This window comes from Singulisphaera chitinilytica, from assembly GCF_049331405.1.
GTDB lineage: Bacteria > Planctomycetota > Planctomycetia > Isosphaerales > Isosphaeraceae > PoT.
Genome location: NZ_CP186274.1, coordinates 5,385,063 through 5,398,570, shown reverse-complemented (window position 1 = coordinate 5,398,570; position 13,508 = coordinate 5,385,063). Strand labels below are relative to the sequence as shown.

The 13,508-nt window shown below is 66.7% G+C and carries 13 protein-coding genes; 6 read left to right on the top strand and 7 right to left on the bottom strand.

Annotation, left to right across the window (positions count from 1 at the left end):
- Positions 1–42 precede the first annotated feature (42 nt).
- On the top strand, positions 43–3,039 hold the full coding sequence (locus ACOYYX_RS21535) for a hypothetical protein (protein WP_422923565.1): 2,997 nt from the start codon (positions 43–45) through the stop codon (positions 3,037–3,039).
- A 77-nt stretch (positions 3,040–3,116) separates the two neighbouring features.
- Here the strand turns inward: ACOYYX_RS21535 and ACOYYX_RS21530 are convergent, their stop codons facing one another.
- From ACOYYX_RS21530 to ACOYYX_RS21510, 5 genes are all read right to left on the bottom strand, one after another.
- A complete protein-coding gene (locus ACOYYX_RS21530; protein ID WP_422923563.1) occupies positions 3,117–4,025 on the bottom strand; it encodes a J domain-containing protein in 909 nt (302 codons plus the stop codon).
- A gap of 58 nt (positions 4,026–4,083) precedes the next feature.
- Positions 4,084–5,193 (bottom strand): serine/threonine-protein kinase, encoded by a 1,110-nt coding sequence (locus ACOYYX_RS21525; RefSeq protein WP_422923561.1) that lies wholly within the window; start codon positions 5,191–5,193, stop codon positions 4,084–4,086.
- Positions 5,194–5,551: 358 nt separating this feature from the next.
- Entirely contained in the window at positions 5,552–5,689 is a 138-nt protein-coding gene (locus ACOYYX_RS21520) for a hypothetical protein (RefSeq protein WP_422923559.1), read from the bottom strand.
- Between the two features lie 165 nt (positions 5,690–5,854).
- A complete protein-coding gene (locus ACOYYX_RS21515; protein WP_422923557.1) occupies positions 5,855–6,271 on the bottom strand; it encodes a Minf_1886 family protein in 417 nt (138 codons plus the stop codon).
- 33 nt (positions 6,272–6,304) lie between these two features.
- Positions 6,305–7,162 carry a PSP1 domain-containing protein gene (locus ACOYYX_RS21510; RefSeq protein ID WP_422923555.1) on the bottom strand — a complete coding sequence of 286 codons (858 nt, stop codon included), beginning with the start codon at positions 7,160–7,162 and terminating at the stop codon, positions 6,305–6,307.
- 239 nt (positions 7,163–7,401) lie between these two features.
- Here ACOYYX_RS21510 and ACOYYX_RS21505 point away from each other — a divergent pair, with 239 nt between their 5' ends.
- Entirely contained in the window at positions 7,402–7,635 is a 234-nt protein-coding gene (locus tag ACOYYX_RS21505; protein ID WP_422923553.1) for a Trm112 family protein, read from the top strand.
- 77 nt (positions 7,636–7,712) lie between these two features.
- Here the strand turns inward: ACOYYX_RS21505 and ACOYYX_RS21500 are convergent, their stop codons facing one another.
- A complete protein-coding gene (locus ACOYYX_RS21500; RefSeq protein ID WP_422923551.1) occupies positions 7,713–9,992 on the bottom strand; it encodes a glycoside hydrolase family 3 N-terminal domain-containing protein in 2,280 nt (759 codons plus the stop codon).
- A 466-nt stretch (positions 9,993–10,458) separates the two neighbouring features.
- On the opposite strand from ACOYYX_RS21500, the gene ACOYYX_RS21495 reads away from it, so the two are divergent.
- The 4 genes from ACOYYX_RS21495 to ACOYYX_RS21480 all read left to right on the top strand — a co-directional run bounded on the left by ACOYYX_RS21495 (position 10,459) and on the right by ACOYYX_RS21480 (position 13,038).
- Positions 10,459–11,115, top strand: a complete 657-nt coding sequence (locus ACOYYX_RS21495) for a hypothetical protein (RefSeq protein ID WP_422923549.1) — start codon at positions 10,459–10,461, stop codon at positions 11,113–11,115.
- Positions 11,116–11,252: 137 nt separating this feature from the next.
- Positions 11,253–12,059 (top strand): protein-tyrosine phosphatase family protein, encoded by an 807-nt coding sequence (locus ACOYYX_RS21490; RefSeq protein ID WP_422923547.1) that lies wholly within the window; start codon positions 11,253–11,255, stop codon positions 12,057–12,059.
- Entirely contained in the window at positions 11,986–12,576 is a 591-nt protein-coding gene (locus ACOYYX_RS21485; RefSeq protein ID WP_422923545.1) for a tyrosine-protein phosphatase, read from the top strand. The genes ACOYYX_RS21490 and ACOYYX_RS21485 overlap by 74 nt, the downstream gene beginning before the upstream one ends.
- Before the next feature lie 66 nt (positions 12,577–12,642).
- Positions 12,643–13,038 carry an acyl-CoA thioesterase gene (locus ACOYYX_RS21480; RefSeq protein ID WP_422923543.1) on the top strand — a complete coding sequence of 132 codons (396 nt, stop codon included), beginning with the start codon at positions 12,643–12,645 and terminating at the stop codon, positions 13,036–13,038.
- Here ACOYYX_RS21480 and ACOYYX_RS21475 read toward each other — a convergent pair whose 3' ends face one another.
- Positions 13,039–13,503 (bottom strand): hypothetical protein, encoded by a 465-nt coding sequence (locus ACOYYX_RS21475; RefSeq protein ID WP_422923541.1) that lies wholly within the window; start codon positions 13,501–13,503, stop codon positions 13,039–13,041. It lies immediately after the preceding gene.
- Positions 13,504–13,508: the final 5 nt, after the last annotated feature.

Here is a 13,508-nt window from a genome sequence, read left to right as displayed (position 1 = left end):
GGTCCCTTCGGGCCGGGATCGTCACATCGAAGGATCATTATGATGGATCTGAGACGATTATTCGCGCTGGCATTCTCCATCGTCGGGGTACTGGGGGTGTCGGGAGTCCTCGCCCAGAAGGAGGAGCCCGCCCCCGCAAGCCGGACGCTCGAACCCGAGGTCGTTTCCCTGCGAATCCTGCTCGGTGTGGGGGACACGCAGAGCCGCCCCTGGGGCGGGAAGGTGAAGGTCGATAAGGGGGAAGTGACCAACGTCGAGGGCTACCGCTTCCGCAAGGGAGACCGGGTCTCGGGCAAGGATTCGTGGGAGGCCAAGAATCCGCTCGTGCGCAAGAACGCGGCCAAGAAGGCCTTCGCGAAGAAGGCCGCCGCCAAGGGGCAGGCCGTCGCCGCGGCGGGACCGGGATACGCGCCGACCGGCGTGATCGTCGGCGTCAAGGCACCCGAGGACGCGACCCTCAGCGTCGAGACCGAAGGAGGGAAGTTCGAGGTCAAGCTCGCCGATGTCGCGGGGGGCAAGCCCCAGAAGTTCCTCTCCGGTAAGGCGGAAGTCCAGCGCGTTGCGACCGGGATCCCGCTCCAGGACGGCCAGGAACAGGCCGACTTCCCCGCCGCCGCGACCGACAACGCGGGGACGACCTGGATCGCCTACGTCGAGCATCAACCCCGAGGCGACGACGTCCTCGAGTCCTTCAAGGACCGGCCCAAGGACTTCGCCTCGTCGCGTCCCGAAGGGGGCGGCGACCAGGTCCGCCTGATCCGATTCAAGGACGGTAAGGCCGACGAACCGATTAACGTCACCGCCGCGGGGCTCGACGTCTGGCGGCCGGCCGTCGCTCTGGCGGCCGATGGCTCGGTGGTCGTGGCCTGGTCTGAGAACAACGAAGGGAACTGGGACCTCCACCGCAAGCGATATGACCCGGCGGCCAAGACCTGGTCGGAGCCGAAGCGACTGACCAGCGACCCCGGTGCCGACACCGACGTCGTCCTCGCCGCCGGCCCCGAGGGTGCTGTCTGGGCCGCCTGGCAGGCCTGGCGTGAGGGCAAGGCGCGGATCCTCTTCGGGCCCGTCGAGGGGCTCGACCAGGCCCTGGCCGTGAACCAGATCCCCGGGAACCAGTGGTCACCCTCGCTGGCCGTCGATCGCCAGGGGAAGGTGCACATCGCTTACGACACTTATGCGAAGGGGAACTACGACGTCCTGCTCTACTCGTACGACCCTGGCGCGAAGGCGGGACGCGAGATCGTCGTCGCCGGCTCGTCGCGCTACGAGGCCAGGCCGAGCGTCGCGGTCGACGCCAAGGGCAACGCCTGGGTGGCCTTCGAGGAGCGGACCAGCAACTGGGGCAAGGACGCCGAGAACTTACTCAAGGGGGAAGGCTCGACCCTCTACCGCTCGGCCGACGTGAAGGTGCGTCGGGTCGAGGGTGATCGCGTGTTCGACGCCCCCGACCCCGTCGCGGGCGAGCCGTACACGCTCCGGGAGATGAACAGCTATCCCCGGCTCACCGTCGATCGCGACGGCCGGGTCTGGCTCGCCTTCCGCCACCGGCAGGAGGCCGTCTGGGGCAACAATGCGGTGATGGTCGTCGGAGGCGTCTGGCTCGAGTACGCCACCTCGCTGGCGGGCAAGGCCTGGGATCCGGTCCAGTTCCTGCCCAGGAGCGACGGGCTCCTCGACAACAGGCCGGCGCTCGTCGTGCCGTCGCAAGGCCCGGCGCTCATCGTCTACAGCAGCGACGGACGGCTCCGCCGCGAGGTCGAGTTCAGCCCCGAGTTGACCCGGCGCTACTGGGCCCAGTCGGGCACGCCCGGCATCCCCAACGGCGTCTTCAACGAGGATCTGCAGATTGCCACGCTGACGCCGGTCGGGCCGAAGTTGGCGACGGTTGAGCCGGTCGCGGATGTCCCCTACGCCCTGCGAGGCGCCGCCGACAATGTGCCGGCCGTGCATGCCGACGAGCAGGGGGACATCGATCGGATGCGGAACCATCGGGTTGCGATCGGGGGCAAGAACTATCGCCTCGTCCGGGGCGACTTCCACCGTCACACCGAGATCTCGCAGGACGGCGGCAACGACGGCTCGGCCGAGGATATGTGGCGCTACGCCATCGACGCCGCGCAACTCGACTGGATCGGCTTCGGCGACCACGACAACGGCGGCGGCAAGGAGTACACCTGGTGGCTCTCGCAGAAGCTGACCGACCTCTACAAGAGTCCCTCGATGGTGACGCTCTTCACCTACGAGCGGAGCGTCGTCTACCCGCATGGGCACCGCAACGTGATGTTCCCCAAGCGGGGGATCCGCACCTTGCCCCGCCTCGTGGGGGATGCCGGGGTCGTTGATGAAGATACGCTCATGCTGTACGACTACTTGAAGGAGCATGGCGGCATCTGTGCCTCGCACACCACGGCGACCGGCATGGGGACCGACTGGCGCGACGTGAACCCCGAGTTCGAGCCGATGGTCGAGATCTTCCAGGGGCACCGCAACTCGTACGAGCACCTCGGTGCTCCGCGGGTGGCCCGCCGGCCGGGCGAGGCGATCGGCGGCTGGAGGCCGCTGGGCATGGTCTGGAACGCTCTGGCCATGCAGTATCGGCTCGGCTACCTCGCCTCGAGCGACCACGTCTCGACGCACATCAGCTACGCCGTGGCCGTGGCGGAGGACTTCACCCGCGAGGCCGTCTTCGACGCCTTCAAGCGTCGGCACTGCTACGGCGCCACCGACAATATCGTGCTCGACGTCCGCTCGGGCAACCACCTCATGGGGGACGAGTTCACGGCGCAGGGGCCGGTCAGCCTCAAGGTCCTCGTCCACGGCACCAAGCCGATCGCTCGGGTCGACATCATCAAGGATTTCGTCTATGTCTTCTCGACCGAGCCCAAGCAGGTCCGCGTCGAGTTCGACTGGACGGACAGCGAGAAGCGGCCGGGCGGCCTGAGCTGGTATTACGTCCGCGCGATCCAGGAAGACGGCGAGCTCGCCTGGGCCAGCCCCTTCTGGGTCCGGTTCCCGGCCGGTGACGTCGAGGAGTGATCGGATCGACAAAACATCAGGCCCCGGTGCGTTGCCTCAATGGCGACGCATCGGGGTTTGCTCGTTCGAAGGCCGGTTCAGGATGATGCCTGGCGCGAGGCGAGGAACCTCAGGGCTTCCTCGTAGGCGGCGCGTAGGCGGATGAACTCGGCGGGGCTGCCGCCGACGTCGGGGTGCATGGTCTTGGACTTGTTGCGGTAGGCGTCGCGGATCCGTTCGGGGCTGAACGGGGGCGCGAGGCCGAGGACCGTCGCCCAGCCGGGGTTGAAGGTGGATCCTGCCTCGTCCCCCTGGTTCCCGAGGCGGTCGGCATGGACGCGGGCGACGGCCTCGCGGAAGCCGGGGCCGGTGGGCAGGGCGTCGGGGTAGACGAGCCAGCGGGCGAGGCGGAGGGCGTCGTCGGCGTCGTCCTCGAGCACGGCGCGGGTGATCTCGGCACGGCGGAAGGTGCGGTCGAGCCGCAGGGAGAGGATCTCTTCCATGACCTCGAGCGGGTTCGGGTCGTTGGCGGATCGGTTCCAGAAGAGGAGCCGGGCGGCCTCGACCAGGCGCTGGGCCGCGAGACTAAGCTCGCGGGCAGGGTCATCCGCGTGGGCGGCGACCTGCTGCCGCCAGAACCCGATGACGGTGATCTCGAAGAGGGTCCGCACCTCGTCGAAGGATGGCGGGCGCTGGGGTCGATGGCCGGGGGGCTTGTCGAGGCCGAGACGGAGGCGGACGCGGGCGGTGATGGCCCGGACCTCGTCGGCGGAGAGCTGCTCCCCCTCGGGGATCTCATTGCTCGGGCGTCGCTCGCCGAAGAGGGACTGGGCGGCGACGTTGTAGGCGAAGGCGGCCGCCCAGCGGTTGGCGTAGACGCCGAGGTTGGCCTGCTGCCCCTTGCCGCGGCCGATCCAGGCCCGGAACCTCGGCTCGCCGAGGATCGTCGGCAGCTCGATCACCCCACGGAGCCGCTCGGGCTTCCGCTCCGATTTCGAACGGCTCAAGGGGATCCTCCCGGCGATCGGGCAGGGGGGAGGACGGAGGGAGAAGCGGAGGTGAGGGTCACTCCAACTCCCCCAGCCAGACGCGGATCTCGTTGTCGTATTCGCTGGAGAGGTTGCTCTTCACGAGCTGGCGGTGGAAGCTGGCGGCCCCTTGCTCGACGAGGTCGGCGGCCTCGGCGCTCGGGAATCGGTCGCGGGGATCGGCGGCGACGAGACCCCGGATCAGGCTCATCAGCAGGTCGTTGCAGAGGACGTCGTCGGGCAGGATCTCGTGGAGGCGGTCGGAGAAGGTCGTCTTCGCGATGAGGAACTCGTCCCGCTTGCGGAGGTCGGGGAAGAGGGGCTTGCCCGCGAGCAACTCGACCAGGACGTAGCCGAGGCTGGCGAGGTCCGACTGCGAGGAGCCGTCGGTCCCTTCGAGCACCTCGGGCGCCGCGTAAGTCGGGGTGAACGTACGCATCCGGGGCCCCTGCTGCATCTCGAAGGCCGCGCCGATATCCACGAGCTTCGCGTTGCCCGTGCGCTTGAGCATGATGTTCGAAGGCTTCACGTCGCCGTGGATGATCCCCTCGCGATGCAGGGCCGAGAGCGCCGCCAGGCAGTCGCGGAGCACGGCGATCGCCACCCCCGGCTTGAGGCGGGGCTGGGCCGGGCCCGCCGTGACGATGACGTTGTTGAGGTAGTCCCAGCGCTCGTCCTGGACCAACTCGCGGCAACGCTTGAGCATGGCCGGAGTCAGCAGGTGATAGAGGTCGTAGCCGTCGATGAACTCCATCTCCATCAACCTGATGCGGTTGAACTCGACGAAGTTGTGGACGTCGATCAGGTTGTCTTGCTGGATCTGGGCGACCCGGACCGCGACGCGCGCCATGTGGGCCATGCCGTAGTCATAAGCGGGGGCGTCCTCGTAGCGCTCGGGGGAGAAGACCTTCACCGCCACGGGGAGGGTGAACTGGTCGGACCCGAGGCGTTCGCAGAGATAGACGACGCCCTGTCCCCCCGACCCGATCCGGCGCACCATCCGGTGGCTGTTGATCCAGGAGAACCGAGACTCCTCCAGGACCGCTCCATAGCGTTCCATGAGGTCGGCCGGCCCGCCCGCGGTCGGGTTCTCGTTCAGGATCATCGACTCCTTCCCATCGAAGGAGCTGATGGTCGTCGGCAGCATGTTCTATCCTAGGAGTGGGATGAGGCCCCGTTCCCGATCGTTCGATCGTCGGGGCGAATCGCTCGGTCGACGGAGTCCGTCCGTCGCGCAACCCAAGTCTTCCGGCACAACCCTGCGCAAAAAGGAAGACATGCACGTCTCGAGGGAAAGCTGCGTACGCAAGCCGTCCCTGATTTGAAACGCGGCATGCCCGATGGATGCTCGATTCTATCAAACCCGGGCGTGGATCACCATGCGAGTCACCCCCAGGGTACAACCCGGGTGCCGGACTCTTCTCGATCCGTTCGGATTTGGGTTCAGACGACGGGCGCGGAGGCCCACCGAGATAAGGCAAGGGGCGAGGCGTCGCCGGGCGGCCTCACTCCCCGCGGGGCGTGAACTGGGCCGGGCGCAAGGGAGGACGTCGACCCGAATGGACGGCCAGGGCGGACAGCGCGCCGACCCAGATGAGGAACAGGGCCAGCGCGGCGAAGAAGCGAAGTCGACGGCGATCCATGGGCGAATCTCTCGAATCCGGAGGCCCGATGAAGGATCTTTGGCAAGGCCCGGAGAGAGGCCGGACCGTTTCGCGGGCGCGAGCGTGCCCGACGAGGGCGGAAAGCCCTGCCAAAGCCAGGAATTCAATCGAGCTAATGCTAACTGCCAGAAAAGACGCGGGGCGTCAAGCGACTTCGTCGAGCGCGAGGACGTAGTTGCGCTTCAGGGCGGTTTCGAAGTCGAAGACGTTGTCGAAGTCGGTGCGGGAATCGCTGGGCGTCTTCTCGAGGTCGCCGGAGGCGATCAGGTTGTAGACGATCTCGCCGATGTCGGACGTGGAGCGGATCCCCCAGAGGCTCAGGACGCTCATGGCCATGAGGCCATAGTCTCGCAGGGCGAGGCGTCGGGCCCCTTCGCAGAGCTCGCGGCCGTCGACATGATGCGAGTTCGGCGCGGGCTTGAGGCGGGCCCTGGAGCGGGCCTGCGATCGCTTCTTGAGGGTCTTGGTCAGTTCGAGGGCCTCGAACACGAAAGCATAGGCCTGGATGGGATACCGAGGGTCGCGAGCCAGGACCCCCGCCAAGTCGTCGCGAAGGCTCATAGAAAGTCCCCGAGCTACGGACGCATCCGAACATCAGTGTTCGATGCGATCGTCGTCCTCGTCCTTGAGGGGTCGCGACTGCGATTTCTCGACGCCGAGGATTTCATCGGGCCCGATGACGACCCGGCGCCGGTCTTCGAATTCAACAACCACTTTCTGGGCGAGGACTTCCAAAGCCAAAACCCGGCCCTGACCACGGTGGGTGACGACTTTCGAGCCGACGGCCGGCAATTCGTGCTCGAGAGCTTGGTAGGTATCAAACTCGTATCGCAGACAGCATTTGAGCCTACCACACCTGCCCGAAATTTTCGAGGGGTCTAGCGTCGTTTTCTGGAGCTTGGCCATCCGCATGGACACGGGTGGCATCCGCGAGAGATGTGTGTTGCAGCAGACGGGTTTACCACAGTCTCCATAATCCGCCAAGAGCTTCGCCTCGTCGCGGACCCCGATTTGCCGCATCTCGATCCGGGTGTGCATGGCCCGGGCCAGGTCCTTGACGAGCTCGCGGAAGTCGACTCGCTTCTCGGAGAGGTAGTAGAAGACGATCCGCTCGCGTCCGAGGATGACCTCCACGTCGACGAGGTCCATCTGGAGCTTGCGCTTGACGATGAACTCGCGGCAGGCGGCGAAGGCCGTGTCGCGATCCTTGGCCATGCGTGCCGAGGTCTCCAGGTCCTCCGACGAGGCCAGGCGTACGATTTCTCCCCGTGCGGGGTTTTCCAGGAAGATGGCCGTGCGGTCGGTGGCGAGGCAGAGGACCTCGCCGATCTCGGTCCCGCGCTCGGTCTTGAGCAGGACCTGATCCGCCCGGACGAAGGACTGTTCGGCCGGCCCGACGAATTCGCCGAGGAACCGCATCTGGCCGTAGCGGACGATGTAGCAATTCGTCATCGAGGCAAGTCCGGAGCTTTATTGAGGGAGCGGGCCAGGGAGACGCCTCAAGCGGTCGGCCCCCGGCTCGTGGCCGAGGGGGCTCTGAGGCTCGGCTTCCGTCAAACTTCGGCCCGAGATTCGTTCTGGGGGATTCGCCTTCACCGACGAGACTCGCCGACCCATAATACGGCCTCGGGTCGTTCGGCCGGAAGGCCGTCGGGATGTCCCAGGATTTTTTGCGGAAGGATATACGCACGATGATCAATCAAGAGCTCCTCGCTCTCCTGGTCTGTCCCGTGGATCAGAAGTCCCCGCTCCGCATCGAGGCCGACGCCCTGGTCTGCACCCGCTGCGGGGCCCGCTACGCGATCAAGAACGGGATCCCCAACATGCTCATCGAGGAGGCCGAGCTCCCCGCCGGCTGCGCCAGCCTGAATGACCTCGAATGCGCCAAGCCCGGCGACGCCAAGGCCGAGGCCGCGGGGGCCTGACCCTCGCCAGCAGAAAAAGGAACGTCGGCCTGGGGCCGGGCCGGCGTTCGTGTTCCATCCTCTCCGGCATTTGCCGCTCAACGCCGGACGAGCTCGAACGTCGCGTCGAGCCCCCCCTCGCTGCTGTCGCCGACGGTGACCTTGAACCGGCCCAGCTCGACGCAGAACCGATTTTCGCGGTCATAGAAGCCCAGGTCCATCGTCTCGAGCGTGAATCGGACCGTCCGCCTCTCGCCCGGCTCGAGCCGGATGCGCTCGAACCCCCGGAGCTCCTTGACGGGCCTCGTCACGCTCGCGACCTCGTCGCGGAGGTAGAGCTGGACGACCTCGTCCCCCGCACGAGGCCCGACGTTCTCGACCTCGACGCTGACCTCGAGCCGGCCGCCGACCGGGATCGTCTTCGCGCTGAGCGCCAGGTTATCGAGCTTGAATCGCGTGTAGCTGAGCCCGAAGCCGAACGAATAGAGCGGCTGATTGCCGATGTCTGCATACTTCGACGTGTATTTGAAGTCGCCGGCCGGACGTCCCGTGTTCATGTGATTGTAATAGAGTGGGATCTGGCCGACCGTTTTTGGGAAGGTCAACGGCAGCTTGCCCCCGGGATTGACGTCGCCGAAGAGGATGTCGGCGACGGCGTTCCCCGCCTGGGACCCCGGATACCAGGCCTCCAAAATCGCGGGGATGTTCTCGGCGACCCAGCCGATCGTCAGGGGCCTGCCGTTCAGCAGGACGACGGCGATCGGCTTGCCTGTCCCCTTGATAGCCTGGGCCAATGCGAGCTGCTGGCCGGGCAGGTCGAGCGAAGCGAGCGACGCGGCCTCGCCGCTCTGATCCGACGGCTCTCCGATGGCCAGGATCACCACGTCCGACTCGCGGGCGACCCGCAACGCCTCGTCGAAGCCTTCCCTGGAGTCCCCGACGGCCTCACACCCTTTAGCATACGCGACCTTCGGCGGATTCGGGGCCTTCGCGGCCCTGGCCTTGATGCCGGCGAGCAGGGTGACGGTCTCCTCCTTCTTGCCGTCGGCGAACCAAGGGCCGAGCGGATCCTGCGGATTGACGGCCATCGGCCCGATCACGGCGATCGACTGGACGTCAGGCTTTAATGGGAGGATCTCCCCTTCGTTCCGCAGGAGGACCATCGAGCGCCCGGCGACCTCGCGGGCGGCGGCCAGGTTCCCCGCGCAGAGGATCTCGGCATGCTCGATGGCCTCGTCGACGTAGGGCTTCTCGAACAGCCCGAGCTTCATCTTGAGCCGGAGGATGCGTCGGACCGCCTGGTCGAGCCTCGCCTGCGAGACCTTCCCCTCCTGCAGGAGGGTCGCCCCGTGCTTGCGGAACATCTCGCTTTGCTCCTCGACGTCGATGCCCGCCTTGAGCGCCATCTGTGCGGCCGCCTCGCCATCCTTGGCGACCCCGTGGTCGATGAGCTGCTCGACGGCCTGGTAGTCGGAGAGGACCACGCCGTCGAACTTCCACTCCTTGCGCAGGACCTGCCCGAGCGTGAACGAGTTCACCGTGGCGGGCTCTCCGTCCAGCTCGTTGAGCGCGGTCATGAAGCTGCCGACGCCGGCATCCAGGGCGGCGCGGAATGGCGGGAAGTAGACGCCTCGCAGGGTCCGCTCCGAGACCTCGGAGCTGTTGTAATCACGCCCCCCCTCGGCCGCCCCATAGGCGACCCAGTGTTTGACGCAGGCCGCGACGTGGCCGGGTTCGCCCAGCGTGGCCCCTTGCAATCCGCGCACCTGAGCGGCGGCGGCCCTGGATCCGAGGTAAGGATCCTCGCCCGCGCCCTCGATGATCCTGCCCCATCTCGGATCCCGGGCGATGTCGACCATCGGGGCGAACACCCAGCGCACCCCCGCGGCCGAGGCCTCGCGCGCCGCGATTGCCGAGGCTTGCTCGATGGCCTTCATGTCCCAACTGCTCGCCATCCCCAGCGGCGCGGGGAAGATCGTCCGGTAGCCGTGGATGACGTCGTAACCGAAGAGCACCGGGATCTTCAGCGGGCTCGACTCGATCGCGATCCTCTGGATCCGGTTCGTATAGCGGGCGCCCCTCGCGTTGATGAACGAGCCGATCTGGCCTTGCGCCAGGAGTTCTTCCTGGCCTTTGAGCAACTCGCCGGTGTTGCCGTCCGTCCCGAACTGCTGGAGCTGCCCGAGCTTGTCCGCGACCGACATCCGGCGGATCAAATCATCGAGGGTTCTCTCGTCGACTTCGGCCCCGCTCGCGGGCACAGCCAGGATCGTCGCCAGGACGGATGCCAATGCGGCCGTGATGGATCGGAGCCGGCCCGATCCCTCGGCCCTGTTCGCGGCGAGTTCCCCGCCAGCGAGCAACGATTGTCGGCTCACCTCGCCCCCTCGTACGGACTCGCCCGAGATCGGGCCGGTACGCAAAGAATGGCTCGAGATTATCATGTGAAGGCGCCATGACTTCATGGGGTGGACTCCATGCCGCCCGAGGTTTCGGGATCGGATCGGCCCCAGGCGTTGCTGGAGAAGCCTCGCAACCGGCACACCGATCATAGCCCAAGGTCCCCGGTCAAAGCCATTCTCGCGGGGGATTCGCAGGGTGCCTGTCACGTATCCATCAGGAAAGTTGTCCTTGACGGATCCGCCCGATCCTCGTAGAAACACGCCCCGAGGCGGGGGCCTCGTCCTCAAGACAAGCCCCGAAGCCCGCACACCTCTGCATGAGCCGAAATGGTAGGCGACGGCCCTTGGACGGCTTGCCCTGTCGAGACGGAGATGGATGGGCACGCCCTGGACATCGGGGGCCCGATCGGCCTGGGGCGCGACTCGCGCCGGGATGGACTGAATGCGACGGACGATCCTCAGACTGACGATCTGCCTGGCCTGCGCCGGCGCCCTGTCCGGGTGCGCGAGCCAGCCCGATGCGCGTTACGTCTACCAGGACGGCGAGTTCGGCGTGATCGGCATCCCGCGCAACACCATGTACGGCAACAAGGATTTCCTCAAGCAGGCGCACGAGATGATGTCGAAGCACTTCCCCGACGGCTACGAGATCGTCCGGGCGGAGGAAGTCGTCGAGGGCGAGCGCGTGCTCGACAAGGGGCGCAAGACGGAATTCCAGACGGAGCCGACCCTGAGCGCCCTGAACCAGATGATCAAGCTCGGTAAGCTCGACCAGGTTACGTCGCTCCAGCAGAAGGACCAGATCCCGATCCTCGAGAGCCGGATCATCTACAAGCGCAAGTCCGCCGATACGCCCCAGGGGGCCAACGGGTTCTCGGCGATGGCCTCGGTGACGCCGCGGTTCTACATCGACCCCAACGAGACCGCCCGCTGCCACGCGAACCAGACGATCGCCGACGCCAGGAAGGGTATCCATCCCGGCAAGGACGACGCGATGGCGGCCAAGAAGGCCTCGGCCGACGCTCCGAAGGATGACGGCTCCGCCGTCAAGAAGGCCTCGCTCGACTCCAATACGACTCCGGCCAACCCGCCGAAGTGAGGCCACAAGGCTGTTCGTCGAGCCCGGCGAGGCCGTGCGTTTGGGGTTGCCGGGAGATCTTGCCTGGCTACAATTCGGCCGGTCTCGGCCAGGGCCGGTTTTCGGGCCGGGCGATCGGTGTTCGAGGGGATCCAGGTTTGGAACGTCCCAGCCGACGTGACATGTTCCGCCTGTCGATTGCCGCCGCTACGTTGGCGGGCGTCGTCCTGGCGGCCTACTGGGACGACCTGTTCGAGAAGCGGGTCGCCGTCGTCGTCCCCGGTCGGGTGATCCGAGGTGCCTGGCAGCGGCCGGGCCCCTTGCGACGTATCATCGGGCGGGAGAAGATCCGCACGATCGTCACGCTCACGGCCATCAATCGGGACGACCCGAAGTACGTCGAGCAGGATCGGGTCGTCCGCGAGACGGGGGTGGACTGGGTCATCGTCCCCATGCGAGGCTCGACGGCCACGCTCGACCAACTCGTCGAGGCGGCCGACCTGCTCGCCGACCCGGCCCGGGGGCCGGTCTTCTTCCACTGCGTGGCCGGTCACCACCGGTCGAACCTGGTCCACGCCGCCTATCGGATCCGGCATCAAGGATGGTCGGCCGAGCGGGCCTGGGCCGAGGTGGCGAGCCTCCCCTGGGCGAGGCCGAACGCCCGCCCGGATCGCTCGGACCGTCGCCTGATCGAGGCCTTCGCCGCCAGGGAAGCCGAAGCCCAGCATTCTCCACGGAAGGACGCTCACAATGCGTGGTCGCCGAATTCGACGGCGGATCCTCGGTTCGATCGCGGTGGTCGCCCTCGGCCTGACGCTGTTCATGGGCTCCCGGCTCGCGACGGGCAACTTCGGGGTCGTGATCCCCGGCAAGATCTATCGCTCCGGCCAGATGTCGTCGAGCCTGCTGGGCAAGACGGTCCGGCAGCATCGGATCAAGACGGTCCTCAACCTCCGCGGGGCTAACCCGAAGGACTCCTGGTACAGGGCCGAGCGGTCCGCGACCCTCAAGGCCGGGGCCACCCAGGTCGACGTCCACATGGCGTCCGACCTCTGGCTCGCCCGCGACGAGGCGAAGACCCTCCTCGAGGTGCTCGACACTTGCGAGTATCCCTTGATGGTCCACTGCCAGTGGGGGGCCGAGCGCACCGGCCTGGTCACCGCGATGATCGAGCTGCTCCGCCCGGGCGGAACGCTCGAGTCGGCCCGGCGCCAGTTCTCGGCCTATTACATGTATCTGCCGATGGGCGACGGTATCGTCATGGCGCAGCACCTGGAGAGCTACGCCCGCTGGCTCAAGGGGGAGGGGGAGCCTCACACTCCCGCCAGGTTCCGCGAGTGGCTCACGTCCGGCTACAAGCCGGGACATCCCAGCCGCGAGGAATGGCCGTACAACCCGTATCCCTTGCTGATCGTTTCTAAGGCGACTCAGCCAGAGCAGACCACCCAGCGGCCGGTCGAAAAGGGGACCGCCCGCCAGTGAGTCGCGGCTCATCGAGCCTTCCCGTCCCTACCATCCCACGCCCCGTATCAGAAGGTCAGGCGCACGATGTCGGAAAGTCACGAGATCACGGTTCGCGTCCGATACGCCGAGACCGACCGGATGGGGCTCTTGCACCACGCCAATTACATCGTTTACTTCGAGATGGGGCGCACGGAGATGCTCCGGCAGAGCGGCGTCTCCTACCGGGAGATCGAGGACTCGGGGCACCTGCTGGTGATCGTCGAGGTCGGGTGCAAGTTCAAGCGGCCTGCCTATTACGACGACCTGCTGACGATCCGCACCACCGTCGCGCGGGTGACGCACGTCAAGATCGTGCATCAGTATCAGGTCCTGCGCGAGGGGACGCTCCTGGCCGAAGGCCATTCGACCCTGGCCTGCGTCGACCGCGAAGGCCGCCCGCAGGCCCTCCCGCCGATCCTGCGCCGGAAGGACGACGAGTGATTACGCCTCGGTGACGGGCTTGCCGAAGAAGGATTCGGCCTCGGCCATGATGTCGTGGAGCGCGGCCTCGGCCTCTTCATCGCTGAGGCCGATGAGGTCGCGGCAGAGGTCGAGCTTGCGATGCTCGGCCTCGGTGACGACGCGGTCGGAGACGACGCGGCGGATCAGGAGCAGGAACTCCTCGCGCTTGGCATTCGCGAGCCAGTCGGGGTCGAAGTCGAGGGCCTTGGCCTCCGACATGAGCTCGGGCCATTCTCCCCGGGAGTCGGGCAACTCGTCGAGGATTCGCTTCAACTTCTTATGCCACTGGGCGCGGTCGTACTTGCTGGTCGACTCGGACTGGGAGAGCGTGGTTGTCGCCACGCCTTCGGGGATGAGCCGTCCGTCCTTGTCGTAGACGACCCCCGGCGTCGCGCCGGAAGCTTCTCCGGCCAGGACGCGTCGCAGCGTGTCGAAGAATCCCATCGAAG